The sequence below is a fragment of the Ancylobacter crimeensis genome (genome assembly GCF_023016805.1).
GTDB classification, from domain to species: domain Bacteria; phylum Pseudomonadota; class Alphaproteobacteria; order Rhizobiales; family Xanthobacteraceae; genus Ancylobacter; species Ancylobacter crimeensis.
In genome coordinates this window covers 1-25106 of sequence record NZ_JALKCH010000009.1, presented here as the reverse complement: position 1 = coordinate 25106, position 25106 = coordinate 1, and the positions used below count along the sequence as shown (strand labels likewise).

Here is a 25106-nt window from a genome sequence, read left to right as displayed (position 1 = left end):
GATCGCGGCGGCAGGCGCGGGGTCGTCCGACGTCGCTCAGGCCGCCGGCCGGCCTCCGCGCCGGAAGGCCATGCGGTTTACGGGCGCGCCGACAGCGGCCGCCCCTCAGGTCTCGACCAGCCCCGTGGTCGCGCCGCTCGCCTGCGAGTCGCCACGGCCGTGGGGGCGGGCGAGGTAGTCGCTGGAGCGCATCTCGCGCAGGCGCGAGACGGTGCGCGCCCATTCGAAGGCCTCCGCGCCCTCGGTGCCGACATAGGTGTCCTCCGGGTCGGCGGCGGCGGAGGCGACCAGCTTGACGCCATTGTCGTAGAGTTCGTCGATCAGGGTGATGAAGCGCTTGGCCTCGTTGCGCCGGTCCTGCTCCAGCACCGGAATATGCTCGATGACGAGGGTGTGGAAGGCGCGGGCGAGGCGCAGATAGTCGCTCGCGCCGAGCGGGGCCTCGCACAGATCGGCAAAGCTGAAGCGCGCCGCGCCGCCGCCGGCCGCGGGAACCTTCAGCCGGCGCCCCTGCATCTCGATCACCTGCGGCCCGCCGCCGTCCCGCCCGGCGATGCGGCGCCAGATCTTGTCGATCTCGCGGTCGATGTCGGACAGGCTCTCGCCGGGGCCGGGCACGTACCAGCTCCGCACGCCGTCCAGCTTCTCCATGCGGTAGTCGGTCGGCGAATCGATGTGCACGACCTCCATGTGCTTCTGGATCATGTCGATGAAGGGCAGGAACAGCGCGCGGTTGAGGCCGCCCTCATAGAGATCCTTCGGCGCGACGTTGGAGGTCGCGACCACCACCACGCCCTCCGCGAACAGCTTCTCGAACAGCCGGCCGAGGATCATGGCATCGGCGATGTCGGTGACGTGGAACTCGTCGAAGCACAGCAGCCACGCTTCCTGCGCCAGCGCGTGGGCGACGATCGCGATGGGATCGCCATCCTTTAATTTGCCGGCCTTCATCTCGTTGCGCACCTGGAAGATGCGGGCGTGCACGTCGGCCATGAATTCGTGGAAATGGGCGCGCCGCTTGCGTTTGCGCACCGCCACGCATTCGTAGAACAGGTCGACCAGCATGGTCTTGCCGCGGCCGACCGAGCCGTAGATGTAGAGCCCGCGCAAGGGCGGGGCCTCGGTTTCGCGGCGGGCGAACAGCCAGCCAAGCGCCGAGGTCTTGCGGGCCAGCCGGCGCGAGGCGATGCGCTGCTCGAGCTTGGCCAGCGCCGAGACGATGCGCGCCTGGCCGGGATCGGGGAGAATGTCGCCGGCGGCCATGCGCGCCACATAACGCGCCGCCAGAACCGAGCCGCCCGCTTCCGCTGCAAGCTCCATATCGGCCACTCCTCAATATCTTGCGCTGCACGCTTCGAGGACACGCTCCGAACGGGCGCGGACGTCCGACCGGCGGGAAAGCGCTCTCGATTCAACAGGCTGGAGCATTTTCAAACGGGAAGACCGAGCGGCCTTCGCGGCAATCCTCTAGCCGCGCCATCCGCTGGCAGCAAGACGGCTGATGGTAGGAGGTGCGCGATCTTGTTGCAGCAAACATTGCCAAGTTGCAATGTTAATAACGATACGTAATGCTGTCATTGCGTAACTGCACGTCTTCGTGAGCCCACGAACCGTCGTGACGGCACCGCGTTGTGGGAATGCGCAATGGGACGCAAGGCCGTGACGCCAGCACCCCGGAGCGCGCCCAGGGGGGCACTTTCCGGTTCGCTTCAGGAGACGTGTCATGAAACACCTCGTTGCCACGGCGCTCACCGCCGGCCTTCTCGCCGTTACCGCCATCACCGCCGCGGAAGCCAAGCGCGATGACCACGAGCGCAATGCGTGGAACCAGACCATGCAGAACGAGACAGCGATGCCCAACGTCGTCGCCCCGGCCCATCCGGCCCTGGTCGAAGGCCGCAACGCGACCCTCGTCGTGACGCCCTATGCCGATCCGCAGGCCGCGGCCAATGGCGATGCCGCCATCCGGCAGGCCGAGCAGCAATATCGGTGAGCGGGCGCATTTCGGGCAAGGATTGCTTAACCCGGCACCGCTAGACCCGATTGCCACGCAAAAGCCCGCGGTGGATCGCCGATCCGCCGCGGTCTTGTCTTGACGTCGTCACGCCGGGCCCGCAACGTTCAGCCTTCCTTCTCTCCGGGGAGCGCAAGCGACATGGCGCGTGGCGGTGTTTCGAAGTTCGGTCGTCTCGTCCGTCCCGCCTGCGCGGTGATTGCCGTGATGGGGCTCTCAGCCGGCCCGGCACTGGCCTATGATCCCGCTCCAAGGAAGCCGACAAAGGGGGGCGATCTCGCCCCGTCCGCCATCATCATCGGGCAGGACGGCCGGCTTTCCATGGACGACTATGCCCGGACCTACCAGATGTCCCCCGCCACGGTGAAGAGCCGCTTCGGCGCCACCGGCATCGTGCGCTGCGGCACTGCGGTCGGCACCGGGCAGCTCGTGGGGTCGAGCGGCGTGCTGGTGACGGCCGCCCATGTCATCTTCGAGCCGGGCGGTCGGCCGCGCGGCACGGGCGCCAATTGCACGTTCCAGATTGATGCCGGCGGCCGCCGGCAGGTGGTGCCGATCAATGTCGCCGGCGTCGTCTGCGGGTCCACCGAACCCTACGCCACCCCCGCGGTGCGCGACTGGGCGGTGCTGCCGCTGGAACATGCGGTGATCGGCGCCCAGCCCTATCGTCTCGCCGGCTCCATGCCGGTGCCGGGCAAGCTCGTGCTGGCCGCCGCCGCCCGTTCCGGCGGGGTGGAGAACCATTCGCTGGAACAGTGCAACGCCCGCACGGTGACCGAGCGCAGCCCGAGCGGCACGCGCGAGGTGGCGATCGACTGCAATGCCGAGGGCGGAACATCCGGCGCGGCGCTGCTGACGCCCGCGGGCGGATTTCTCGGCGTCTATGTCGGCTTCCGCTCCGCCCATCCCGGCGAGCCGGGACCGTTCTCGACGAGCCATTATAATTTCGGCGTGACTGCGGATGGTGCGATGCAGCGCGCCATCGCGGAGGTCAGCGGCGGCGCACAGGCGGTCGCGACCGCGCATTGATGAGTGCCGGCGGCTGCCGACCGGCGCCGGCCATTGGCAATATTCGTCGGCAACGCGTGCGGCGTTGCCGCTTTCTTTCGTCTCTTCTGCTGTTCTCCGCATGAGAGCCATGCAGGAGCGAGGCTTGTTCCGCGCGGTCATCGGCGTATCTGTGCTGCGACGCAAAAGATGCGGGTGCATCGCAATGCGTCGATGTCGAGAGAGATAGTCCGCTCCATGCCCAGCGTCGCCCTCGCAAGAAATGCCCGCCCGGCGACCCGCCAGCCCCTGCCGCGCGTGTCGCTGCTGCCGGGGCAGGTCCGCCCGGTGCTTTCCGGCGAGTTCCACCAATATGTCGAGCACATGCTGCGGCTTGATGCGCAGAGCCGGCTGACGCGCTTCGGCGGCCCGACATCCGACGAGGTGGTGCGCCGCCATGGCGAGCGGATGCGTGCAGGCGGCGTCGAGCTGATCGGATACTTCGTCGAGGGCGTGCTGCGCGGCGTTGGCGAGCTGCACATGCTCGATGTGCCCGCCGGCCAGCCGGTCTCCGCCGAGGCGGCCTTCAGCGTCGAGCGCGAATGGCAGGGCAAGGGCATCGGTTCCCTGCTGATGGACCGCATCGTCTCTCTGGCGCAGGATCGCGGCGTCGAGGATCTCGCGATCATTTTCCTCGCCACCAATGGCCGGATGCAGCGCATCGTGGTGAACCACTACGGTGAACTGACCCGCGCCGAGGACGAGATGATCGGCCATGTCCATCTGCCCCGCCGGCAGAGCGCGATGTCCTTCATCCGCCACCTCGTCACCGCGTCGCTCGCGGTGGTAGACAGCGCCATCGACCTGCAGTCCCGCATGCTGCCGCCCGCCGAACGCGGCAACTGAACCCCCGGCTGTTTTCGGCGAAGCCGCCGCCGGCCCGGCATGCCGTAGCGGCCGGATGGCTGTTCTGCCATGAGTCTGCCGTGTTCGGGCGGGAGACAGGGCGACCCGCCCCTGGAATCCGTGGACGATGCCGGCACGACTGACGACCGATGCGCGCGGCGACGCCGCGCCTGCGACTTCGCTTCCGTCCACCGCCCCGCTTTCCCGCCGGCCGGTCGCCCTGTTCTGGCGCCGGCTGCTGCCGGTGCTCGCGATGCTGGTCATGGTGCTGGGTGCCGGCCTGTCGGCAGGCTTCGCCCAGGATGCCGACCTCGCGACCTTCAAGGACAAGCTGGAAGGTCAGCGCGCCATCGTCGATGGGGTGGAGGCCGGGCTCGGCCGGGAGAGCCTGCGGCCCATTGATCTCGACGAATTGCGCAACCGGCTCGACCCCGCGCGCGAGATGCTGGCGGCGGGCATCGCGCAGTTCGATCCGCGCGCCGCCGACATGAGGAAGCGCATCGACGAGATCGGGCCCAAACCCGCCGCCGATGCGCCCCCCGAAGACGCCTCGATCACCCAGGAGCGCGACCAGCTCAACGCCCGCGCCGCCGAACTCGACGGCGTGCTGAAGCAGGCGAAGCTGCTGAAGGTGCGGGCCGACCAGCTTTCCGACCGCATAACCGGCAAGCGGCGCTCCCTCTTCACCGACACGTTGTTCGCGCGCTCCTATTCCGTGCTCGACCCCCAGCTCTGGATCGCCGCGGCGCAGGGAATTCCGGTCGAGTTCCGCGGCATCGGCTATCTGATGAGCGACTGGGCCGCCTATGCCGGCACGCGGATGCCGGTGCTGGGCCAGGTCGCGGTGCTGGCCGGCGTGGCGCTCATCATCCTCGTGACGGTGCTGCTGACGCGAATGTTCGCCCGCCCGCTGCGCCGGTTCAATCGCGAGACGGCCGAACAGCCGGTGTCGCGGCTGCGCGCTTCGCTGCTGTCGGTGCTGGCGGCGGCAATCTATGCGATACCGGCCCCGGTGGCCTTGCTGGCCGTTCTCGCGCTCGGAAATGCCTTCGATCTGCTGCCCCCCCGGGTGAGCGAGCTGTCCGCCTCGCTGATGCTGGCGGTGGTGGTATTCTCGGTCGGGCGCGGGCTGATGCAGGCCGCGCTCGCCCCCGATGCGCCGCGCCGGCGCGTATTGTCCGCCTCCGGCCTGATGACCGACGCCTCCGGCCAGCCGGCACCCACGATGTCGGACGAGACGGCGCGCCTGCTCTATCGCAGCGGCATCGTCGCGGTGACGGTGCTGGCGGCCACCGCCTTCCTCGGCGGGCTCCACCGCACTCTCGTCGTGCCGCTTCAACTCACGGTCGCGACGTCGGCGCTGATGTCGCTGCTGCTCAGCATCATCGCCGCCCGCACGCTGAACGCGCTGGGCGGCGGCGAGGATGACGACGACGCGCCATCGGCCAAGCCTGACGACGCGCCGGGCGGCATGGTCGCGGCGGCGATGCGCTGGGTGCGCCTGCCGTTCTGGATCCTCACCCTGGGCGTCGCCATCGCGCTGGTGACCGGCTATGTCGCCTTCGCCGCCTTCCTCACCTCCCGCGCGCTGACCGCCGCGATCCTCGCCGGCGCGCTCTATGTCGTCATCGGCCTGATCAACGCCTTCTTCATCGAGAACCTGCAATCGGGCCATCGCACCCGCGCCGTGGCCAAGACGCTGGGCGTGCGGCCGGCCAGCGTCGAACTGCTCGGGGTGCTGACCGCCGGCGTGCTGAAGGTGATCGCGCTGGTCGCCGTCGTCGTGATCGTGGTCGGTACCTGGGGCACCTCGACCGCGGATCTGCGCGACCTCGTCAGCCGCGTCAGCTTCGGCTTCACCATCGGGGCTTCGACCATCACCATCGGCGACGTGGCCGGTGCCGTCATCTTCCTCGTCATCGGCATCATCGTCGCCCGCGCCATCCAGCGCTGGTTCGCCGCCGCCATCCTGCCGCGCACCGGGCTGGAGCCGGGGCTCCAGAACTCGATCGCCACCATCATCGGCTATGTCGGCTCGATCACGGTGGTGGCGATCTCGATGGGCCAGCTCGGGCTGAACCTGCAGAACATCGCCCTCGTCGCCGGTGCGCTGTCGGTCGGTATCGGTTTCGGCCTGCAGTCCATCGTGTCGAACTTCGTGTCCGGCCTCATCCTGCTGGCGGAGCGGCCGATCCGGGTCGGGGACATGATCCAGGTGAAGGGCGAGGAAGGCTATGTGCGCCGGATCAGCGTGCGCGCCACCGAGATCGAGACCTTCGACCGGGCCATGGTGCTGATCCCCAATTCCGACCTCATCACCGGCATGGTGAAGAACTTCACCCACGCCAACACCACCGGCCGGGTGATCGTGCAGGTGAACGTCGCCTATGACGCCGATGTCGACCAGGTCCGCGACTTGCTGATCGACTGCGCCTGCGATCATCCGCAGGTGCTGCGCTCGCCGCCGCCGCGGGTGTTCCTGATGAACTTCGCCGACAGCTATCTCCAGTTCGAGCTGCGCTGCGTGGTGGCGAATGTCGATTACGCGCTCACCGTGAAAAGCGACCTGCACTTCTCGGTCTTCGACCGGCTGAAGAAGAACAGGATCGGCATTCCCTTCACCACCTGGAGCATCTATCGCGGCGAGCCGATCAAGGGCGCGTGAGCGGGCGGGCTTCGCCTGCGCTTCGTTCGCCCGCGCCTCGTGCGCCCGCCACATGACTAACGCTTGCCTAACGATTGCCGGGCTAGACACGGCGATCCGGTTTCAGCCCCAAGAGGCCTTCCGCATGCGCATCTCCCGTTTCGTCCGTGCCGGCGGCCTCGCCTCGGTCGTCCTCGCCGGCGCCCTGGCGCTGGCCGGCTGCGCCGGTGCGCCGCCCGCCCCGGACATTCCGCAGAACCCGGCCTTCTACCAGAACCTCGCCAAGGGCGGGCAGGTGGATGGCGAGGCAGCGGCCTTGCTGCTCTCCGACTATCGCAAGGGCCGCGGCCTCAGCGCCGTGACCGTCGATCCCGTGCTCACCGACATGGCTCGCAAGCAGGCCCAGCTCATGGCGTCGAAGGACGAGCTGTCCCACGCCGTGGGCGGGCGCACCTTCAACATGCGCCTGAAGGCGGCCGGCTTCGACGGGCTCAAGGCGGTGGAGAATGTCGGGGCCGGCTACCATACTCTGGCCGAGGCGTTCTCCGGCTGGCGGGATTCGCCCGCGCACAACAAGAACATGCTGCTGCCCGGCGCGACCCGCATCGGCATCGCCACCGCGCTGGCGCCGAAAAGCAAGTACAAGGTCTATTGGGCGCTGGTGCTCGCGGTGCCGGATCCCCGCGCCGGCCAGCCGACACAGGGCGCCGCGCTGCCGCCGGGCGGCGGCCCGAACTTCGTCGACGCCGGCCCGCCGGGCAGCACGTCGGTGACGCTCAATGGCGCGCCGCTGCCGCAGGGCCAATAGGTCCGGCCGCGCGACGGGCGGCGCCCTCAGCGCCGCAGCGTCGCCGGGGCCAGCGGGTTGTCGTGCACCACCAGCGGATCGGGCGTGTCCGGCCGCGGCAGGCCCATGAAGGCGTCGAACAGCCGGCGGATCACCGCCGGCTCGACATCGCGCACGATCATCACGAGCCGGGTGCGCCGGTCCTCGTCCGGCCAGGCGGGAAGCTGGCTCGGCGGGTGCAGCACATGCTGCACGCCATGCAGCACCAGCGGCCGCTCCGGGTCTTCCATCAGCTTCACGATGCCCTTGAGCCGAAGCAGCTTGGAGCCATGGGTGCCGCGCACGAGTTCCAGGAACAGGTCGAGCGCCACCGCTCCAACCGGCGCGTCGGTCGCCAGCGTGAAGGCGCGGATGCGGTCGTCATGCCGGTTCGGATCGTGCCCGATCCCGGTTTCGGCGGCGGCGACCTTCTCTTCCGCCAGCCAGCGCGCGACATCGGCAATCTTGCTCGCCGGATCATAAAGGCCGGCATCGAGCAGCGCCTGCGCCGTTGCCTCGCCCTTTGCAACGTCGAGCACCGGCGCGGCCGGCGCCAGCGCGGCGAGACGGGCACGCAGGGCGGCGAGGGCGGCGCGCCGCGGCTCGCTGTCCACGAGGTCGGTCTTCGAAAGCGCGATGCGGTCGGAAATCGCCACCTGCCGCACGCTTTCGGAATGGGCGTCCAGCGTCTCCATGCCGTTCACCGCGTCGACGAGCGTCACCACCCCGTCGAGCCGCAGCCGCAGCAGCAGATAGGGGTGCATCATCAGCACATGGAGGATGGGCGCTGGGTCGGCGAGGCCGGTGGTCTCGATCACGATGCGGCGGAAGGGCGGGATCTCGCCATTGTCCATGCGCCGCAGCAGCGCTTCCAGTCCCTCCACCAGATCGCCGCGCACCGTGCAGCACAGGCAGCCGGAGGAGAGCAGCACGGTGGCGTCGTCGAAATGCTGCACGAGAAGGTGGTCGAGCCCGATCTCGCCGAACTCGTTGATCAGCACCGCGGTGTCGACAAGGCCGGGGTCTGACAGCAGCCGGTTCAGCAGCGTGGTCTTGCCGGCGCCGAGGAAGCCGGTGAGCAGTGTCACGGGAATCGGCGCAGGCGGGCCGGAGCGGGCGGATGTCGGGGTGGAGGTGTCGGCAGGCGTGTCGGCGGTCATCGGGCTCGCTCGGCTGATCCACGCCGGCAGCGGTGCCGCCGGGGAAGGCCAGAGATAGGCCCCGCGCCGGCCGTGCGCCAGAGGGGGTGGTGGTTCGCTGGTGCGGGGCCGGACCGTTTCGGCCGAGGCGAAGCGCCCTCAGTTCGCGTCGCTGGTCGCTGTCGCCGCGGCCGCCGGGGCCTGCGTGGTCACGGGCTTCGGCGCCGGCTTGGGCTTCGCCGCCGTCGCGGCGGGCTTCGGCGCGGGTTTCTTCGCCACGGGTTTGGCGGCCGGCTTCTTCGTCGCTTCGCCGTCGACCGAAGCGGTCGTCTCCGGCTTGGCCGGCGGCTTCACCGCGGTCTTGGTCGGCTTCACCGGCTTCTTGGCGGCGGGTGCCGGCGGGGTGTCATAGGCCGCGGCCAGGGCTGCGGCGTCCGGCACCGGGCCGACCCACACCGGCTCCGGCGGGCGGGAGGGCGGCAGGTCCTGCAGCAGGCTGGCGCCGGTGACCCCTGCGCCGAGGCTGCCCATGCCGGCGGCCATATAGGCGTTCGGGGCCGGGCTGTCGTCGTCCTCGGAGGCGACGGTCTTGCGCTTGGCTCCGCAGACCAGAGCCTTCATGTCGGTGGGGGGGCCGCCCTCGTTGCGCAGCGAGGTCAGGCTGGGCGCCATCTTCTCGAAGATCGAGGCCTGCTGCTGGAAACCGCGCTCCATCAGCAGGGCCGCAGCCTCTGTGCGGGCCTTGCCGGAGGGCGTGCCCAGCACCACCGCGAGCACATGGCGGTCGCCGCGCTTGGCGCTGGCCACGAGGTTGAAGCCCGACGCGCAGATGAAGCCGGTCTTCATGCCGTCGGCGCCGGGATACCGGTCGATCAGCTTGTTGTAGTTGCGGATCACCCGGGTGCCGATCTGGATGCCCGGCAGCCGGAACAGCTCCGCATGCTCGGGATACTGGGTCAGCAGCGCGCGGGCCAGGATGGCGAGATCGCGCGCGGTGGTCACATTGTCCGGGTCGGGCAGGCCGTTGGGATTGGCGAAATGGGTGCCGTCCATGCCCAGGTCGCGGGCGGCGGCGTTCATGCGGTCGACGAAGGCCGGCACGCTGCCGCCGACGCCTTCCGCCAGAACCACGGCCATGTCGTTGGCCGACTTCACCAGCATCATCTTCAGCGTGTTGTCGACGGTGAGCTGGGTGCCGGGCTTGAAGCCCATCTTGGACGGCGCCTGCGACGCGGCGACGGGCGAGACGGTGATCAGCGTCTGCGGCGTGAGCTGGCCGGCCCTCAGCGCCTCGAAGGTGACATAGGCGGTCATCAGCTTGGTGACGGAGGCGGGATACCACGGCTTGGTGGCGTCCTCGGCCATCAGCACCTTGCCGGTGTCGACGTCGATCAGCAGAGAGGGCGTCGCCGCCGCCGATCCGGCATGCAGGGGGGCGGTGAGCACCGATCCGGCCCCTCCGAGCACGAAGGCGGCAAGGGCAAGCCAGAGGGTGCGGCGAAAGGAGTTCTTGCTGCTCGACACGCGATATCCGTTCTCGGCGGGATGCGGGCGGAGGGCCTGCGGGGCACCTTTTGGATAGTGCTACACCCTTCGGCGTCCGGGATCAAAAACCAATGCCGCCGCAGATGGGCGGAAGTGTGGAACGGGCCGCGCGCGTCGTCAGGTTTCCACCGGCGGCGCCTCGCCGCTCGCCGGGCCGCCGACCATGAACTGGGCGCGGGCCAGCGCCGCGAAGCGCCCGCCGAGGCGCACCAGCTCGTCGAAGGTGCCGGCCTCGACGATGCGCCCGCCCTCGAACAGCAGGATGCGGTCGGCGTTGCGGATGGTGGCGAGCCGGTGGGCGATGACGAAGGTTGTGCGCCCCTTCATCACCTCGTCGAGCGCCTCCTGCACCTTCGCTTCCGTGCCGGCGTCGAGCGCGCTGGTCGCCTCGTCGAGAATGAGGATCGGCGGATCCTTGAGCAGCGCGCGGGCGATGGCGAGACGCTGGCGCTCGCCGCCTGAAAGCGAGCGGCCGCGCTCGCCGACGATGGTGGCGAGGCCCTCGCTTTGCCGGGCGACGAACTCGGCCGCCTGCGCCCGCTCCAGCGCGACGCGGACCTCTTCCGCGGTCGCCTCCGGGCGGCCGACGCGCAGGTTTTCCTCGATCGAGCGGTTGAACAGCATCGCCTCCTGGAACACTACGCCGATCGCCCGGCGCAGCGAGGCGAGCGTCACCGCGCGGATGTCGTGCCCGTCTATGGTGATGCGTCCCGATTGCGGGTCGAAGGCGCGATGCAGCAGCGCGAGCGCGGTGGACTTGCCCGCTCCGGTCGGTCCCACCAGCGCGATGGTCTCGCCCGGAGCGGCGCGGAAGGAGACGTCCGCCAGCGCGGTCCGCTTGCCGTCATAGGAGAAGGACACGTCCTCGAACGCCACCGCCCCGGTCACCGGGCCGAGCGGTACCGCATCCGGCCGGTCGCGGACATTGGCGACGGTGTCCAGCACGGTGAAGAATTCGGACAGGCGCGGGGCATCCATCACCAGCGTGTTGCAGAAGGCGACGAGCTGGTCGAGCCGGCCCACCAGCATGGTGGCGAAGCCAACGAAGGTGACGATCTCGCCGATGCTCGCCACCCCGCTGAGATGCAGCGCGGTGCCGACCAGGAAGATGGCCAGGATGGTGAGCGTGGTCGCCGCCCGTGTCGCGATGGAGACCATCGCCCACCAGGACAGCACCGGGATCTGCACCGCCAGCACCTCCTCCATGGTGCGGCGCAGCCCGCGCACCTCGGCCTCGATGCGGGTGAAGCTCTGGATCACCGCGACATTGCCCAGCGCGTCAGCGCTCCGCTCGGCGAGATCGGACTGAAGGCGCTCGACATTCTGCTGGAGATGCTGGGTGCGGTTCAGCACGTAGAAGGTGAAGCCGGCGAAGATGGCGAGCAGGACGACCAGCAGAAGGCCGAGCCGCCAGTTCACCCACACCGCCACCGGCAGCAGCACGACGAGCGCGACCATGCCCGCGCAATGCTCGCGAAAGAAGGCGAGCCACAATCCCCACAGCCCGTCCGCGCCCTGCAGCATGATCTTGAGCAGCCGGCCGGAATGGACCTCGCTGTGGAAGCCGAGCGGCAATTGCAGCACATGCTCGAAATATAGGCTCATGATGCCGAGCCGCCGGCGATGGGCGAGGCGGTCGGCGTGGAGCGAGATCAGCACCCCGGCGAGGATGGTGAACAGCCCGAACCCCGCCCAGGCGCCGAGCTGGGGAATGAGCTCGCCCCATCCCGGGGTGCGGTCCGCCGCCTGCGCGCGCACCAGCGTGTCGACGATGCGGCCGAACAGGATCGGCTCGGCGAACAAGGCGAGGGCGAGCGCGGTGTTGAGCAGCGCCAGCAGCCAGCCGAGCCGGCGTTCCGGGCCGAGCGCGGCGAGCACGCGGCCATAAAGGCGCAGGAACGACATGCGAGAGCCCCCCGGCGGTGACGCGAACCGGCCAAGCATGGCGCGATGCACGCGCCAAGGCCAGCGCCCGCCGATGCACCCGCCAGGGTTATCCGGCAGCCGGCTCGCATGTTCCGCTCGGCTGGCCGCCAGCTTGCATAAGGGAAGGCGCCGGCCCGCCGGCAGCAGCTTGCCATAGCACCTTCACGTTGGTGGTCTTAATCTCGTCGCATGGTCGATTCGGTCTCTCGTCTCTATCAAGCCGTGCTCGCGACGCGCGAGGGTCGCAACCCTTCGCCGCGGACCGGGCGTCTGTTCGACAAGGGGCGGGCCTTCATCGCCAAGAAGCTGGCCGAGGAAGCGGTCGAGGTCGCCCTCGAGGCCGCGCTCGACGACCGCCGCGCCGCCGTGCGGGAAAGCGCCGACCTCATCTACAATCTTGCCGTTCTCTGGGTGGATATGGACATCCGGCCCGAGGATGTGTGGGCGGAGATGCGACGGCGCGAACAGTTGCTCGGCATGGCCGAGAAGCTGCCGAAGCGCGGCGAGAAGCCGGATGCCGCGAAAGCCGGCAGCAGCGGGTTGCGCCATGAGCGCGACGGGCTCGACGTGGCGCTCGCCGATGCGGGGCCCGAGATCGTCGGCGAGCCGCGCGAGCTGCCGCCGGCCCGGCCGCGTCGCTGACCCGCATCCTTCTGTTTTGCCCGGTCTTTGCCCGGCCGCCCCTTTCGACCCGCCGCGAGCGCCAGCGCCCGGCGGAGCTGCCACGGAGTTTTCATGCTGCGCCGACTCTATGACTGGGTGATCGACCTCTCCGAGCGCCCTTCCGCGACCTGGGCGCTGGCCGGCGTCTCCTTCGCCGAAAGCTCGTTCTTTCCGGTGCCGCCCGACATCATGCTCGTTCCGATGTGCGTCGCCCGGCCGGAGCGGGCGTGGTGGTATGCCTTCGTGTGCACCATCGCCTCGGTGCTGGGCGGCCTGCTCGGCTATGCTATCGGCGCGCTGCTCTATGACAGCGTCGGCCTGTTCCTGATCCAGCTCTATGGCTATGGCGAGAAGGTCGACGCCTTCACCGCGGCCTACAACCAATACGGCCATTGGATCATCCTGCTGAAAGGGCTGACGCCGATCCCCTTCAAGGTGGTGACGATCACCTCGGGCTTCGCCCATTACAGCCTGTTCTGGTTCATCGTGCTGTCGATCATCACCCGCGGCCTGCGCTTCTTTCTCGTCGCCGGCCTGCTCTACTGGATCGGGCCGAGCGCGCGCGACTTCATCGAGAAGCGGCTCGGCCTCGTCACCGCGATCTTCGCGGCGCTGGTGATCGGTGGTTTCGTCGCCGCGCTCTATCTGGCCTGACGCGGGAGAGGGCAGCCGGCCCTCTCAATGCCCATGGCGGCGGCCGATCCGGGCTTCCAGCGCCGTCTTGGCCAGCAGCGTCACCACGGCGAGCAGGGCCAGCAGGGAGGCGACCGCGAAGGACGCCTGGAACTGATACTCGTTGTAGAGGATTTCGATGTGCAGCGGCATGGTGTTGGTTTCGCCGCGCACATGGCCGGAGACCACCGAGACCGCGCCGAATTCGCCCATGGAGCGGGCATTGCAGAGCAGAACGCCGTAGAGCAGCGCCCATTTCACATTTGGCAGCGTCACCCGCAGGAAGGTGCGCAGCCCGGAGGCGCCGAGCGTCACCGCCGCTTCCTCTTCCTGCGTGCCCTGCTCCTGCATCAGCGGGATCAGTTCGCGCGCGACGAAGGGGAAGGTGACGAAGATGGTGGCGAGCGCGATGCCGGGCCAGGCGAACACGATCTTCCAGCCATGGTCGATGAGCCAGGGGCCGAAAGTGCCCTGCGCCCCGAACAGCAGCACGAAGACCAGACCCGCGATCACCGGCGAGACCGAGAACGGCAGGTCCACCAGCGTGATCAGCAGGCTCTTGCCGCGGAATTCGAACTTGGTGAGCGTCCACGCCATGACGAGGCCCATCACCGTGTTCGCGCCCACCGAGATCGCGGCGACGATGAGGGTCAGCTCGATCGCCGCCAGCGCGTCGGCGTCAACCAGCGCCGCGCCATAGGCCGCCCATCCCTTGGAGAAGGCCTGTGTGAACACGTTGACCAGCGGCAGCATGATGAACAGGCCGAGGAACAACGTGGCGAGGCCGATGACCACCCAGCGCACCGCCCGCGGCTCGGAGCGGATGTCCTCGGGCAGGGCCGGCGTTTCGATGCCGGCCGGCATCGCCGCGACCTCGGCGGGAACGCTCATGCTCATCAAAGCCTCCCGGTGCGGTTCTGCGACCAGCGCTGCAGCGCGTTGATGACGAAGAGCAGCGCGAACGACGCCACAAGCATGGCGCAGGCGATGGTGGTGGCGTCGGCGTAGCGAAACTCCTCCAGCCGGATCACGATGAGCAGCGGTGCGATCTCGGAGACGTTCGGCAGGTTGCCGGCGATGAAGATGACCGAGCCATATTCTCCGACCCCACGGGCGAAGGCGAGGGCGAAGCCGGTGAGGAAGGCCGGCAGCACGGCCGGCAGCACCACGCGGCGAATGGTGGTCCAGCGCCCGGCGCCCAGGGTGGCGGCGGCCTCCTCCAGATCGGCGTCGAGATCCTCCAGCACCGGCTGCACCGTGCGCACCACGAAGGGCAGGCCGATGAACACCATGGCGATGAAGATGCCGAGCGGGGTGAACGCCACCGTGATCCCGAGCGGGGCGAGCAGCCGGCCGATCCAGCCATTGGCGGCGTAAAGGTCGGTCAGCGCGATGCCGGCGACCGCGGTGGGCAGGGCGAAGGGAATGTCGACGAGCGCGTCCAGCACGCGCCGGCCGGGAAATTCATAGCGCACCAGCGCCCACACGATCACCGCGCCGAAGACGAGATTGGTCGCGGCGGCGGCGAGCGAGAGGCCGAAGGAGATCTTCAGCGCGTGCAGCGTGCGCGGCGCGGTGAGGATGGCGAGGATGCGGTCCGGCGTCAGCTCGGCCGTCTTGAGGAACAGCGCGGCGAGCGGGATCAGCACGATCAGCGACACCCACAGCACTGTCAGGCCGAAGGTGATGCCGAAGCCCGGCACGGCGCTGCGCTGCCGGGGCGCGGCGGCGGTGAGGATGGCGGAGGCCATGTCGTGCGTCTCCGGGCGGGAGGGGGCGATCTTGGCAGGGCGATGTTGCGAAAAGAGCGCCGGACCCGAAAGGGACCGGCGCCGAGTGTGCCGCATGCGGCCGTCCTGCCAGGGGACCGTTGCAGCTCGGGAGGAAACGTCGGAAGGCGGGCAGGAAACTCAGTTCGTGTAGATGCTGTCGAACACGCCGCCGTCGGAGAAGTGCGTCTTCTGGGCGTTGCGCCAGCCGCCGAAGGCCGGGTCGTCGATAGTCACGAGATCGACCTTCGGGAACACGTTCTCGTATTTCTTCGCCACCTCGGGGTCGCGCGGGCGGTAGAAGTTCTGCGCCGCGATATCCTGGCCCTCCTTGGTGTAGAGGAACTTCAGGTATTCCTCGGCGACGGCGCGCGTGCCCTTGCGGTCCACCACCTTGTCGACCACCGCGACCGGGGGCTCGGCGAGGATGGAAATGCTGGGCACCACGATGTCGAACTTGTCGTCGCCGAATTCCTTCTTGGACAGGAAGGCTTCGTTCTCCCAGGCCAGCAGCACGTCGCCGACGCCGCGCTCGGTGAAGGTGACGGTGGAGCCGCGGGCGCCGGTATCGAGCACGGGCACGTTCTTGTAGAGGTTGCCGACGAAGGCCTTGGCCGTCTCCGGCGAGCCGCCCGGCTGCTTCAGGGCCCATGCCCAGGCCGCGAGGTAGTTCCAGCGCGCACCGCCCGAGGTTTTGGGGTTGGGGGTGATGACCTGGACGCCCGGCTTCACCAGATCGCCCCAGTCCTTGATGCCCTTGGGGTTGCCCTTGCGCACCAGGAACACGATGGTCGAGGTGTAGGGCGAAGCATTCTGCGGCAGGCGCTTCTGCCAGTCGGCTGCGATCAGGCCCTTGTCGGCGATCGCGTCGATGTCATAGGCGAGCGCCAGCGTCACCACGTCGGCGTCGAGCCCGTCGATCACCGAGCGGGCCTGCTTGCCCGAGCCGCCATGCGACTGCTTGAAGGCGACGGTCTTGCCGGTCTCGGCCTTGTACTTTTCCGCGAAGGCCTTGTTGATCGCGACATAGAGCTCGCGGGTCGGATCATACGACACGTTGAGGATGTCGACATCCGCCGCCCGGCTCGGCTGCGGCGCGGCGACGGGGGCGGCGAGGGCCGCGATGAGGGCGGCAAAGGCCAGCCGGCGGAAACTGAAGGACATCGTGCTCTCCCTGCGCCGCATGCGGCGGCGGTCTGTCAGGAGGAGTTTTCACGGCGCCAAGTCGGGTGTCAATCTAAAAAACATAAAATCACTAGACAATATGATTTAACCGATCAATCTATGTGAAATGCTGGAATGCGCCCATGCGCACGCTCCTGCCGGCCCGCGCATGGCGTTCCCGCACCCTCGATCCGTCAGGGATGGCGTCAGGGGATTCAGGCCTTCAGCGACAGGGTGTGGATGCCGCATTCGGTCTTGGCGCGACCGCGCCAGCGCCCGTCGCGCACCCCTTCGCCCGCGGCGGCGCGGCTGGTGCAGGGCATGCAGCCGACCGAGGCGAAGCCCTTCGCCACCAGCGGGTGACGCGGCAGGCCGAGGCGCTCATACACCCCCTCGACCTCGTCCTGCGGGGCATTGGCCAGCGGGTTGAACTTCAGCCGCTCGCCATCCGGCTCCACCACCGGGATCGCGGCGCGGGTGCCGCCGTGATAGCGCTTGCGGCCGTTCAGCCAGGCATCGAAGCCGGTCAGCGCGCGCGCCAGCGGCTCCACCTTGCGGACGCGGCAGCAGGCATCGGGATCGGTGAACCAGAGGTCGCGTTCGGGATCCTGCGCGGCGAGCGAGGGTGCGTCCGGCAGGATGGAGCGGACATCGGTGAGGCCGAGCCGGGCCGCCAGCTCGTCGCGATAGGCCAGCGTCTCCTCGAACAGCCAGCCGGTGTCGAGGAACACCACCGGGATCGCGGGATCGACCTCTGCCACATAGGCCAGCAGCGCCGCCGATTCCGTACCGAAGGACGAGACCACGCAAAGCCGCCCGGCCGGCACCGTGGCGGCCGCGGCACGGATGATCGCCTGAGGGGAGGCGTGCTCCAGCTCGGCGGCCAGCCGGTCCAGCGGTGAGGCGGCGGGGCGGGTGATCTCGGGCGTCTCGATCATGTCAGTTGGTGGTCCCATGCGCGGCGACGCGGCCGAGCCGGGCACGCAGGATGCTCGGCCGCCCGTCGCCGGTCGGCTGGTAGAACACGGAATGGCTGCCCACTTCCTCGGCGAAATGGGCGGCATCGTCCTCCTTTGCGGCGTCGAGCTGGTCGAAGCCGGCGCGCAGCATGAAGATGAACTGGTCGCGCAGCACATTCCCCGTGGCTCGCAGTGGACCGCGCCAGCCGAGCCGCTCGCGCAGCAGCCGCGCCTGGCTATAGGCGCGCCCGTCGCGGAAGCTGGGGAACTGCAGGGCGATGAGCGAAAGCTGGCCGAGATAGGGCTCGATCTCCTCGATCCGGCGATTGTTCGGCCACAGCACGGCGACCGGCGCCTGCCGCCCCTTCAGCGCTTCGGCCTCCTTCAGGAACCGTTCGGCCGGGATGAGCAGCGGCACGCCGTCCGGCAGCGCATCCTCGTCGGCCGGCACGACGTAGCGGTCCTCGATCAGGCGACCATTCTCAATGAGCGGCATAGACGCGCTCCTTGAAGGGCTCGACGCCGAGGCGCGCCACGGTGTCGACGAAGAGTTCGCGCGGGCTGGCACGCAGTTCCATATAGGCATCCACGATGTCTTCGATCAGGCCCGGGACCTGATCATAGGGCACGGCCGGTCCGAGCAGGGTGCCGAGCTGGGCATGCTCGTCGGCGCGGCCGCCAATGGTGATCTGGTAGAATTCCTCGCCGGCCTTATCGACGCCGAGAATGCCGATATGCCCCACATGGTGGTGGCCGCAGGCATTGATGCAGCCGGAAATGTTGATGTGCAGCCGACCGACGCCGCGGGCACGGTCGAGGTCGGCGAAGCGCTTGGCGATCTCCTGCGCCACCGGAATGGCGCGGGCATTGGCCAGCGCGCAGTAGTCGAGCCCCGGGCAGGCGATGATGTCGTTGACGAGATTGACGTTCGGCGTCGCCAGGCCGATCGCCTCAAGCCGGCGCCACAGCTCCGGCAGGTCCTTCTGGGCGATGTTGGGCAGGCAGAGATTCTGCTCGTGGCCGACCCGAATCTCGCCGAAGCCATAGGTATCGGCAAGGTCGGCGACCACCTCCATCTGCTCGCCGGTGGCATCGCCCGGAGGGGCGCCGACGGCCTTCAGCGAGATGGTCACGATGGAATAGCCGGGCACCTTGTGCGCGTGCACCGAATTGCGGTGCCAGGTCGCGAAGGCCGGATTCTCCAGCGCGCCGGTCAGCTCCGCCGGATGGTCCGGGAGCTGGGCGAAATCGGGCGTGATGAAGCGCGAGCGGATATCCTCGACCACCGGCGCATCGAGATGCAGCGCGCCCTCGCGGATCGCCTCCCATTCCTTTTCCACCTCGGCGGAAAAGGCCTCGGCGCCGATCTCGTGCACCAGAATCTTGATGCGCGCCTTGTAGATATTGTCGCGGCGGCCGAAGCGGTTATAGACCCGCATGATCGCCTCGACATAGCTCAGCAGGTGCTCGGCCGGCAGGAAGTCGCGAATCTTCTTGCCGATGAAGGGCGTGCGGCCGAGACCGCCGCCCACCAGCACCTCGAAGCCCATCTCGCCCTGCGCGTTGCGGTGCAGGCGCAGCCCGACATCGTGCACCTTCACCGCCGCGCGGTCATGGTCGGCCGCGGTGATGGCGATCTTGAACTTGCGCGGCAGGTAGGAAAATTCCGGGTGCGCGGTGGAATATTGCCGCAGGATCTCCGCCCAGAGCCGGGGGTCGTCCACCTCCTCGGGCGTCGCGCCGGCCCACTGGTCGGTGGTCACGTTGCGGATGCAGTTGCCCGAGGTCTGGATACCGTGCACGCCCACCTCGGCCAGCGCCGCCATCGCCGCCGGCAGGTCTTCCAGCTTGATCCAGTTGAACTGGATGTTCTGCCGGGTGGTGAAATGGCCGTAGCCCTTGTCATAGGTGCGCGCCACATGCGCGAGCTTGCGCATCTGCGCGCCCGACAGCGTGCCATAGGGAATGGCGACGCGCAGCATATAGGCGTGGAGCTGCAGATAGACGCCGTTCATCAGCCGCAATGGCTTGAACTCGTCCTCGCTCAGCGCGCCGCTCAGCCGCCGTTCCACCTGGTCGCGGAATTCCGCGACACGTTCGGCGAGGAAGGAGCGGTCGAACTCGTCATAGACGTACATTATGGGCTCTCGGGTCTTTCATGTGCCGGGGCGTTCCGGGCAAATCGCGTGCCGCGCAGGATCAGGCGGGCAGGGGGTCGGTCGGCGGCGTATCGGAGGGCAGGGCGAAGGTCGGCCCCTCGACGCGGATCCGCTCGCGCCGGTTGCCCGGCTCGATGCGCCCGTCCGCCCCCTTCACCACAGGCGCAATATAGGGACCGACCGCATCGGTGTCGCGCTCATGGGCGCCTTCCAGCAAGGCGAGCGCATCCGGCGCGGTGGTGACGACGGCGGCGTCGGCGAGGGCCGTGGACCATGTGCCCGCAGCCGTCCGCCACACCACGGCGCCGTCGGCCAGACGGTTCGCGGTGACAACGACGGGGCCGGTCACCTTGATCTTCTGCTGCAGGGGCGAGGTCATTCGGCGAACCAATTTCCTGTTGACGGCATGGGCTTTCCTACATAACACCATTTTAGAACGTGCAAAATGAATAATTGCACGAAATTGACGTGTAATTATCCGAGGCGCCGGAACGGTTCTAAAAAGCACCGACGATGCCTCTATAAACCAGGTCCTGCCATGCCGACAGCCGATCAGCGCCTCGACGAGCTCGAGGCCCAGAGCATCTACATCCTGCGCGAAGCCTTTGCCCGAATGAAGCGCCTCGCGCTTCTGTGGTCGCTCGGCAAGGATTCCAACGTCATGATCTGGCTGGCGCGCAAGGCCTTCTTCGGCCATGTGCCCTTCCCGGTGCTTCATGTCGATACCGGCAAGAAGTTCAAGGAAATGTATGATTTTCGGGACCATTACGCCGGCGAATGGGGCCTCGACCTGCGCGTCGACCCGTGCCCGCCGCTGGAGCAGATGGACCCGACCCTCCCTCCCGCCACCCGCTCGGCCGCCCGCAAGACGGAAGGCCTCAAGCTGGCGCTGGAGAAATACGGCTTCGACGGCCTGATCGCCGGCATTCGCCGCGACGAGGAAGCGACCCGCGCCAAGGAGCGCGTCTTCTCGCCGCGTGGCCTGGAAGGCGACTGGAACGTGCGCGAGCAGCCGGCCGAGTTCTGGGATCACTTCAACGCGACCCTGCCGCAGGGCGCGCATCTGCGCGTGCACCCGATCCTGCACTGGACCGAGCTGGACATCTGGGCCTACACCCAGCGCGAGGGCATCCCGGTCATCCCGCTCTATTTCGCCAGGGACGGCAAGCGCTACCGCTCGCTCGGCGACCAGGACATCACCTTCCCGGTGAAGTCTGACGCGGCGACCATCCCCGAGATCCTCGAAGAGCTTGCCACCACCAAGGTTCCGGAGCGGTCCGGCCGCGCGATGGACCACGAATCCGAAGATTCCTTCGAGCGACTGCGCGTCGCGGGCTATCTGTGAGCCGCACCATGTCCGCCACCGTCACCACCCTCGCCACTCCCCTCGCGACGCCCGCCACCCCCCTCGAAGAGGGGCGCCCGCTGGTGCGCATCGTCATCGTCGGCCATGTCGACCACGGCAAGTCGACCCTCATCGGCCGCCTCCTGCATGAAACCGGCGGCATTCCGCCGGAGAAGCTCGAAAGCCTGAAGGCGATCTCTGCCCGCCGCGGGATGCCGTTCGAATGGTCGTTCCTGCTCGACAGCCTGCAGGCCGAGCGCGACCAGGGCATCACCATCGACACCAGCCAGATCCGCTTCCGCACCGCCTCGCGCGACATCATCCTGATCGACGCGCCCGGCCATGCCGAATTCCTGCGCAACATGATCACCGGCGCGGCGCAGGCCGATGCCGCGCTGCTGCTGATCGACGCCGCGGAAGGCGTGCGCGACCAGACCCGGCGCCACGGCTACCTGCTGCATCTGCTCGGCGTGAAGCAGGTGGCGGTGGTGGTGAACAAGATGGACCGCATCGGCTTCGCCGAAGCCGGATTCCGCGCCATCGAGAACGAGATCACCTCCTATCTCGGCGATCTCGGCCTCAGGGTCTCGACCGTCATCCCGATCTCGGCCCGCGAGGGCGACGGCGTTTCCGCCAATACCGCCCGCACGCCGTGGTACACCGGCCCAACCGTGCTCGCTGCGCTGGACGGCTTCGACGCCGCCCGGGCCGCGCAGGACCTCCCTCTGCGCATGCCGGTGCAGGCGGTCTACAAGTTCGACGACCGACGTATCGTGGCCGGCCGTATCGAGACCGGCAGCCTCTCCGTCGGCGACGACGTGGTGTTCCAGCCCTCGGGCAAGGCGGCGCAGGTGCGCTCCATCGAGGTCTGGCCGGCGCCAGCTCCCGCCGACGCCCCCCGCGTCCTCCACGCGGGCCAGCCCGCGGGCATCACGCTCGACCGGGAGATCTTCGTCGAGCGCGGCGAGGTGCTCTCCACCCCGGCGAACCGGCCGCATGCCGCCCGCCAGATCCGCGTGCGCCTGTTCTGGCTGGCCGACGAGCCCCTGGAGATCGGCTCGCAGGTGATCGCCCGGCTCGCGACGTCCGAGGTGCGCGCCACCGTCTCCGCGATCCACGATGTCATTGATCCGGGGCATCTTTCCGCCTTCGAGGCGCGCAGCATCGGGCGCAACCAGGTCGGCGAGATCGAGCTGACTCTGGCCCGGCCGATCGCGGCCGACCCCTATGGGGTCAACCCGCGCACCGGCCGTGTCGCGCTGGAATTCGGCGGGCGCATCGCCGGCGGCGGGCTGGTCATCTCCATCGTCGAGCGCGAGTTGGCGGCGACGCCCTCCACCCGCAACGTCACGCCCGTCGCCTCCGCGGTGTCGGCGACGGAGCGCGCCAACCGCTATGGCCATGGCGGCGCGGTGGTGTGGCTCACCGGGCTGTCGGGTTCGGGCAAGTCGACCATCGCCAAGGTGCTGGAACGCCGGCTGTTCGAGCGCGGCGGCCTGCCGACCCTGCTCGACGGCGACACGCTGCGCACCGGGCTGAATGCCGATCTCGGCTTCTCCGATGCTGATCGAGCGGAAAATAACCGCCGCCTCGCCGAGATTGCCAACTTCCTGAAACATCAGGGTAATATCGTCCTCGTCGCCGCCGTTTCGCCATCGGCCACGGCGCGTGCGCGGGTGCGGGAGATCGTCGGCGACGCCTTCTTCGAGGTGCATGTTTCGGCCCCGCTCGATGTCTGCGAGGCGCGTGACCCGAAGGGCCTCTACGCCAAGGCGCGCGCCGGCGAGCTGAAGGGCTTCACCGGCATCGATGCGCCTTACGAGGCGCCTGCGGCGGCGGAGCTCGTCATCGAGACCGACCGCGTCGGGATCGAGGCGGCTGCGGATCGGGTGGAGCAAGTGCTCGCCCATGCCGGCATCCTCCGCCCGCGCGGGGAGAGCGCCGACGATGCGGTGATCTGAAGATCAACGATCCGGTATATAAAGACTTTCCGATGCCCGGCCCTGTGCCGGGCATCGGCGTTCCTAAACCCAGATCGCGATCGGCAGCCCGTATGCGTCGCGCTCGGGCGGGGAGGGGTAGCTCTCCGCTTCCCCGCGCGCGATGCGTCCCGCCGCCCAGGCTGTCGCAGCGGCGTCGACGAGATCGTCCGGCCCCACCTTGAGCGCCCGCGCTCGCTCCGCGCTGATCGCGTCGTCCGGAAAACCTTGCTCGATCAGAAGCTTGCGGCGGAAGGCGAGGCCTTCCTCATGGGGCCGGCCCTTCACCTTCTTTGCCAACGGCACGGCGCGGCATCCGTTCATCGCCCAGAAGCACAGTTCAGGATGACTCTCGAAGACACGCGGCACCAGATCGGGGCGGGCGCGCAGCAGGGCATCGATCTCCATGATCTTCGGGAAGATATGAAAGCCTTGCTTTGCAACGGCTTTTCCGGTGTCCGAGGTTGCCCTTGCGAGCGCGCAGGCCGCCCGGTAGCGCGCCGCCTCGTCCATCCCCTCCGCGACTCCGTCCTGCATCACCCCCGCCTCGACCGCGGCCCGCGCGGGGATCGAGAACACGCTCGACTGCCGCATGCCGAGCAACGGTCGCACCAGCCGCTCCGGCGCCCGCCCCTTCGCCCCGGTCCGGGCCGGCAGGCCGATCGGCATGTCGATGGCGATCACGGCAGGCGCATCCGGGCGGTCGGTCAGTGCAGTGAGGTGGGTGATGCGTCCAGTGTGAACGACCCGGCCTTCCTCCCGCACCACCACGACCCAGCCGCCCGGACAGCCATCGACCCCCGCCACCCGCATCTCTAATTACGTCCCCGTCGTGTTGAATGGCGAATCCCACGGCGCGGCGGGGTGCCGCTCTGGCGAGGGAGGCACGGTCCCGCTACGCTGCCCCGGCCGAAGGCTTCGGCCATCCGTCCGTCCGAGAGTTTCATGCCTGCCACGAGTTCCATGCCCGCCACGAGTGCCATGCCCGCTCACACTGCCGTCTGGCCCCCCGTTCCGCTCCGTCCCCGCCGCAGCGCGCTCTTCATGCCGGGCTCGAACCCCCGAGTCATCGAGAAGGCGCCGACGCTGCCCGCCGATTGCATCATCCTCGACCTCGAGGACGCCGTCGCCCCCGAACAGAAGGCGCAGGCCCGCGACCGGGTGGCGGCGGCGATCCGGGGCGGCGGTTTCGGCTATCGCGAGATGGTCATGCGGCTCAACGGCCCCGATACGCCCTGGTTCGAGGCCGACCTCGCCGCCGCCGCCGCGGCCCGCCCCGATGCCGTGCTCGTTCCGAAGGTCTCCGATCCCGAGTTGCCCGGTCTCATCGGGCGCAAGCTCGCCGCGCTCGGCGCGCCGCCCACGGTCCGGCTGTGGGCGATGATCGAGAGCCCCGCCGCGGTGCTGAAGGCGGAAGCCATCGCCGCCACGGCGCGCGACCCCGCTTCGCGGCTGTCGCTGCTCATGCTCGGCACCAATGATCTCGCCAAGGAGACCGGGGCCCGAATCGTGCCCGGCCGCGCGCCCATGCTGCCCTGGATCGCCCATTGCGTCCTGGCGGCGCGGGCGGCCGGCATCGGCATCATCGACGCGGTGTGGAACGATTTCCGCGACATCGAAGGCTTCGCCGCCGAATGCGCGCAGGCGGCGGATATGGGCTTTGCCGGCAAGAGCTGCATCCATCCCGGCCAGCTCGCGCCCTGCAACGCCGCCTTCACCCCGCCCGCCGCCGAGGTGGAGGAGGCGCGCGCGGTGATCGCGGTCTTCGAGCGCCCGGAGAATGCCGGCAGGGGCGTGGTGCAGATGGAGGGGCGGATGGTCGAGCGCATGCATGCCGACATCGCCCGGCAGGTCGTGGCGCTGTCGGACGCCATTGCCGCGCAGCAGGAGGACTGACCCCATGAAGCTCTATCGCTACCTCACCGGCCCGGACGACAACGCCTTCTGCAAGCGGGTCTCCGCCGCGCTCAACAAGGGCTGGCAGCTCCAGGGCGACCCGACCCTGACCTTCGATCCAGTGAAGGGACGGGTGATCTGCGGACAGGCGGTGGTCAAGGAGGTGGAGGGCGAGTGGCACGAGGATGTGGTGCTGTCGGATTACTGAGGCACCACCCGCGCCTTCTGCCGCCGCGCGGCCTCACGGCGCTTCGGGCATGGTCCGGAGCGCCGTCTTTTTTTCCGCCCCGCCATCCGCGCAAGGCGGCCGCCAGGCCGTTGAATCCGCTCAAATGATTGGTAAGACAGCCTTTCTTACCCGTCGTCGAAACTTATCCCCAGCGTCGTGAAGCTGTCACGCGACCTCGAACATGGGTGTTGACACGGAAAATGCCCTCCCCTATAAAGCGGCCATCGACGACGGGTTGCCGCCGGTTGGCGGGCGCCTTGGTGTTGCTCTTTCAGGACAGGCGG

Annotated in this window: 23 protein-coding genes; 11 read left to right on the top strand and 12 right to left on the bottom strand. The window is 68.6% G+C overall.

What is annotated here, in order from left to right:
• Nucleotides 1–105: 105 nt before the first annotated feature.
• Nucleotides 106–1320 carry a cell division protein ZapE gene (zapE, locus tag MWN34_RS14175; protein ID WP_247029961.1) on the bottom strand — a complete coding sequence of 405 codons (1215 nt, stop codon included), beginning with the start codon at nt 1318–1320 and terminating at the stop codon, nt 106–108.
• 403 nt (nt 1321–1723) lie between these two features.
• Between zapE and MWN34_RS14170 the strand changes: the two genes are divergently transcribed.
• From MWN34_RS14170 to MWN34_RS14150, 5 genes are all read left to right on the top strand, one after another.
• On the top strand, nt 1724–1993 hold the full coding sequence (locus MWN34_RS14170; protein ID WP_247029960.1) for a hypothetical protein: 270 nt from the start codon (nt 1724–1726) through the stop codon (nt 1991–1993).
• A 162-nt stretch (nt 1994–2155) separates the two neighbouring features.
• Nucleotides 2156–3043: a S1 family peptidase gene (locus MWN34_RS14165; protein ID WP_247029959.1), complete on the top strand. Its 888-nt coding sequence runs from the start codon at nt 2156–2158 to the stop codon at nt 3041–3043.
• 216 nt (nt 3044–3259) lie between these two features.
• Nucleotides 3260–3907, top strand: coding sequence for a GNAT family N-acetyltransferase (locus MWN34_RS14160; RefSeq protein ID WP_247029958.1), 648 nt, complete (start codon nt 3260–3262; stop codon nt 3905–3907).
• 127 nt (nt 3908–4034) lie between these two features.
• On the top strand, nt 4035–6572 hold the full coding sequence (locus MWN34_RS14155) for a DUF3772 domain-containing protein (protein WP_247029957.1): 2538 nt from the start codon (nt 4035–4037) through the stop codon (nt 6570–6572).
• A 124-nt stretch (nt 6573–6696) separates the two neighbouring features.
• Nucleotides 6697–7359: a CAP domain-containing protein gene (locus MWN34_RS14150; RefSeq protein ID WP_247029956.1), complete on the top strand. Its 663-nt coding sequence runs from the start codon at nt 6697–6699 to the stop codon at nt 7357–7359.
• Nucleotides 7360–7385: 26 nt separating this feature from the next.
• On the opposite strand, the gene MWN34_RS14145 is transcribed toward MWN34_RS14150, so the two are convergent.
• The 3 genes from MWN34_RS14145 to MWN34_RS14135 all read right to left on the bottom strand — a co-directional run bounded on the left by MWN34_RS14145 (nt 7386) and on the right by MWN34_RS14135 (nt 11966).
• Entirely contained in the window at nt 7386–8537 is a 1152-nt protein-coding gene (locus MWN34_RS14145) for a CobW family GTP-binding protein (RefSeq protein ID WP_247029955.1), read from the bottom strand.
• A gap of 138 nt (nt 8538–8675) precedes the next feature.
• Nucleotides 8676–10040 (bottom strand): D-alanyl-D-alanine carboxypeptidase family protein, encoded by a 1365-nt coding sequence (locus tag MWN34_RS14140; protein ID WP_247029954.1) that lies wholly within the window; start codon nt 10038–10040, stop codon nt 8676–8678.
• Between the two features lie 138 nt (nt 10041–10178).
• Entirely contained in the window at nt 10179–11966 is a 1788-nt protein-coding gene (locus MWN34_RS14135; protein WP_247029953.1) for a glucan ABC transporter ATP-binding protein/ permease, read from the bottom strand.
• A 210-nt stretch (nt 11967–12176) separates the two neighbouring features.
• On the opposite strand from MWN34_RS14135, the gene hisE reads away from it, so the two are divergent.
• Together hisE and MWN34_RS14125 are read left to right on the top strand one after the other, a co-directional pair.
• Nucleotides 12177–12629: a phosphoribosyl-ATP diphosphatase gene (hisE, locus tag MWN34_RS14130; RefSeq protein WP_247029952.1), complete on the top strand. Its 453-nt coding sequence runs from the start codon at nt 12177–12179 to the stop codon at nt 12627–12629.
• A 93-nt stretch (nt 12630–12722) separates the two neighbouring features.
• Nucleotides 12723–13304 carry a YqaA family protein gene (locus tag MWN34_RS14125; RefSeq protein WP_247029951.1) on the top strand — a complete coding sequence of 194 codons (582 nt, stop codon included), beginning with the start codon at nt 12723–12725 and terminating at the stop codon, nt 13302–13304.
• 24 nt (nt 13305–13328) lie between these two features.
• Here MWN34_RS14125 and cysW read toward each other — a convergent pair whose 3' ends face one another.
• From cysW to MWN34_RS14090, 7 genes are all read right to left on the bottom strand, one after another.
• Nucleotides 13329–14186, bottom strand: a complete 858-nt coding sequence (cysW, locus tag MWN34_RS14120; protein WP_247030105.1) for a sulfate ABC transporter permease subunit CysW — start codon at nt 14184–14186, stop codon at nt 13329–13331.
• A gap of 32 nt (nt 14187–14218) precedes the next feature.
• A complete protein-coding gene (gene cysT, locus MWN34_RS14115; protein WP_247029950.1) occupies nt 14219–15073 on the bottom strand; it encodes a sulfate ABC transporter permease subunit CysT in 855 nt (284 codons plus the stop codon).
• Nucleotides 15074–15232: 159 nt separating this feature from the next.
• Nucleotides 15233–16255 (bottom strand): sulfate ABC transporter substrate-binding protein, encoded by a 1023-nt coding sequence (locus tag MWN34_RS14110; RefSeq protein ID WP_247029949.1) that lies wholly within the window; start codon nt 16253–16255, stop codon nt 15233–15235.
• A gap of 215 nt (nt 16256–16470) precedes the next feature.
• Nucleotides 16471–17193 carry a phosphoadenylyl-sulfate reductase gene (locus MWN34_RS14105; protein WP_247029948.1) on the bottom strand — a complete coding sequence of 241 codons (723 nt, stop codon included), beginning with the start codon at nt 17191–17193 and terminating at the stop codon, nt 16471–16473.
• A gap of 1 nt (nt 17194) precedes the next feature.
• Nucleotides 17195–17710 (bottom strand): DUF934 domain-containing protein, encoded by a 516-nt coding sequence (locus tag MWN34_RS14100; RefSeq protein WP_247029947.1) that lies wholly within the window; start codon nt 17708–17710, stop codon nt 17195–17197.
• Entirely contained in the window at nt 17697–19352 is a 1656-nt protein-coding gene (locus MWN34_RS14095; RefSeq protein ID WP_247029946.1) for a nitrite/sulfite reductase, read from the bottom strand. The genes MWN34_RS14100 and MWN34_RS14095 overlap by 14 nt, the downstream gene beginning before the upstream one ends.
• A gap of 61 nt (nt 19353–19413) precedes the next feature.
• On the bottom strand, nt 19414–19752 hold the full coding sequence (locus tag MWN34_RS14090) for a DUF2849 domain-containing protein (protein WP_247029945.1): 339 nt from the start codon (nt 19750–19752) through the stop codon (nt 19414–19416).
• A 159-nt stretch (nt 19753–19911) separates the two neighbouring features.
• Here MWN34_RS14090 and cysD point away from each other — a divergent pair, with 159 nt between their 5' ends.
• Both cysD and cysC read left to right on the top strand, forming a co-directional pair.
• The gene (gene cysD / locus MWN34_RS14085; RefSeq protein WP_247029944.1) at nt 19912–20718 is read left to right on the top strand and encodes a sulfate adenylyltransferase subunit CysD; all 807 of its coding nucleotides are present in this window, start codon (nt 19912–19914) and stop codon (nt 20716–20718) included.
• Nucleotides 20719–20726: 8 nt separating this feature from the next.
• Nucleotides 20727–22679: an adenylyl-sulfate kinase gene (cysC, locus tag MWN34_RS14080; protein WP_247029943.1), complete on the top strand. Its 1953-nt coding sequence runs from the start codon at nt 20727–20729 to the stop codon at nt 22677–22679.
• 63 nt (nt 22680–22742) lie between these two features.
• On the opposite strand, the gene MWN34_RS14075 is transcribed toward cysC, so the two are convergent.
• Nucleotides 22743–23510: a DUF429 domain-containing protein gene (locus MWN34_RS14075; protein WP_247029942.1), complete on the bottom strand. Its 768-nt coding sequence runs from the start codon at nt 23508–23510 to the stop codon at nt 22743–22745.
• 168 nt (nt 23511–23678) lie between these two features.
• Between MWN34_RS14075 and MWN34_RS14070 the strand changes: the two genes are divergently transcribed.
• Together MWN34_RS14070 and MWN34_RS14065 are read left to right on the top strand one after the other, a co-directional pair.
• A complete protein-coding gene (locus tag MWN34_RS14070; RefSeq protein WP_247029941.1) occupies nt 23679–24593 on the top strand; it encodes an HpcH/HpaI aldolase/citrate lyase family protein in 915 nt (304 codons plus the stop codon).
• A 4-nt stretch (nt 24594–24597) separates the two neighbouring features.
• Nucleotides 24598–24801: a DUF1737 domain-containing protein gene (locus MWN34_RS14065; protein WP_247029940.1), complete on the top strand. Its 204-nt coding sequence runs from the start codon at nt 24598–24600 to the stop codon at nt 24799–24801.
• The last annotated feature ends 305 nt before the right edge of the window (nt 24802–25106 follow it).

Excerpts from the sequence above, each read along its gene's own strand:
- MWN34_RS14075 (WP_247029942.1), bottom strand. The coding sequence starts at position 23,510 with ATGCGGGTGGCGGGGGTCGATGGCTGTCCGGGCGGCTGGGTCGTGGTG.
- MWN34_RS14070 (WP_247029941.1), top strand. The coding sequence starts at position 23,679 with ATGCCCGCTCACACTGCCGTCTGGCCCCCCGTTCCGCTCCGTCCCCGC.
- hisE (WP_247029952.1), top strand. The coding sequence starts at position 12,177 with ATGGTCGATTCGGTCTCTCGTCTCTATCAAGCCGTGCTCGCGACGCGC.
- zapE (WP_247029961.1), bottom strand. The coding sequence starts at position 1,320 with ATGGAGCTTGCAGCGGAAGCGGGCGGCTCGGTTCTGGCGGCGCGTTAT.
- cysT (WP_247029950.1), bottom strand. The coding sequence starts at position 15,073 with ATGGCCTCCGCCATCCTCACCGCCGCCGCGCCCCGGCAGCGCAGCGCC.
- MWN34_RS14105 (WP_247029948.1), bottom strand. The coding sequence starts at position 17,193 with ATGATCGAGACGCCCGAGATCACCCGCCCCGCCGCCTCACCGCTGGAC.
- cysW (WP_247030105.1), bottom strand. The coding sequence starts at position 14,186 with ATGCCGGCCGGCATCGAAACGCCGGCCCTGCCCGAGGACATCCGCTCC.
- cysD (WP_247029944.1), top strand. The coding sequence starts at position 19,912 with ATGCCGACAGCCGATCAGCGCCTCGACGAGCTCGAGGCCCAGAGCATC.
- MWN34_RS14065 (WP_247029940.1), top strand. The coding sequence starts at position 24,598 with ATGAAGCTCTATCGCTACCTCACCGGCCCGGACGACAACGCCTTCTGC.
- MWN34_RS14095 (WP_247029946.1), bottom strand. The coding sequence starts at position 19,352 with ATGTACGTCTATGACGAGTTCGACCGCTCCTTCCTCGCCGAACGTGTC.
- MWN34_RS14110 (WP_247029949.1), bottom strand. The coding sequence starts at position 16,255 with ATGTCCTTCAGTTTCCGCCGGCTGGCCTTTGCCGCCCTCATCGCGGCC.
- MWN34_RS14150 (WP_247029956.1), top strand. The coding sequence starts at position 6,697 with ATGCGCATCTCCCGTTTCGTCCGTGCCGGCGGCCTCGCCTCGGTCGTC.
- MWN34_RS14160 (WP_247029958.1), top strand. The coding sequence starts at position 3,260 with ATGCCCAGCGTCGCCCTCGCAAGAAATGCCCGCCCGGCGACCCGCCAG.
- MWN34_RS14125 (WP_247029951.1), top strand. The coding sequence starts at position 12,723 with ATGCTGCGCCGACTCTATGACTGGGTGATCGACCTCTCCGAGCGCCCT.
- MWN34_RS14135 (WP_247029953.1), bottom strand. The coding sequence starts at position 11,966 with ATGTCGTTCCTGCGCCTTTATGGCCGCGTGCTCGCCGCGCTCGGCCCG.
- MWN34_RS14165 (WP_247029959.1), top strand. The coding sequence starts at position 2,156 with ATGGCGCGTGGCGGTGTTTCGAAGTTCGGTCGTCTCGTCCGTCCCGCC.
- MWN34_RS14155 (WP_247029957.1), top strand. The coding sequence starts at position 4,035 with ATGCCGGCACGACTGACGACCGATGCGCGCGGCGACGCCGCGCCTGCG.
- MWN34_RS14100 (WP_247029947.1), bottom strand. The coding sequence starts at position 17,710 with ATGCCGCTCATTGAGAATGGTCGCCTGATCGAGGACCGCTACGTCGTG.
- cysC (WP_247029943.1), top strand. The coding sequence starts at position 20,727 with ATGTCCGCCACCGTCACCACCCTCGCCACTCCCCTCGCGACGCCCGCC.
- MWN34_RS14090 (WP_247029945.1), bottom strand. The coding sequence starts at position 19,752 with ATGACCTCGCCCCTGCAGCAGAAGATCAAGGTGACCGGCCCCGTCGTT.
- MWN34_RS14145 (WP_247029955.1), bottom strand. The coding sequence starts at position 8,537 with ATGACCGCCGACACGCCTGCCGACACCTCCACCCCGACATCCGCCCGC.
- MWN34_RS14170 (WP_247029960.1), top strand. The coding sequence starts at position 1,724 with ATGAAACACCTCGTTGCCACGGCGCTCACCGCCGGCCTTCTCGCCGTT.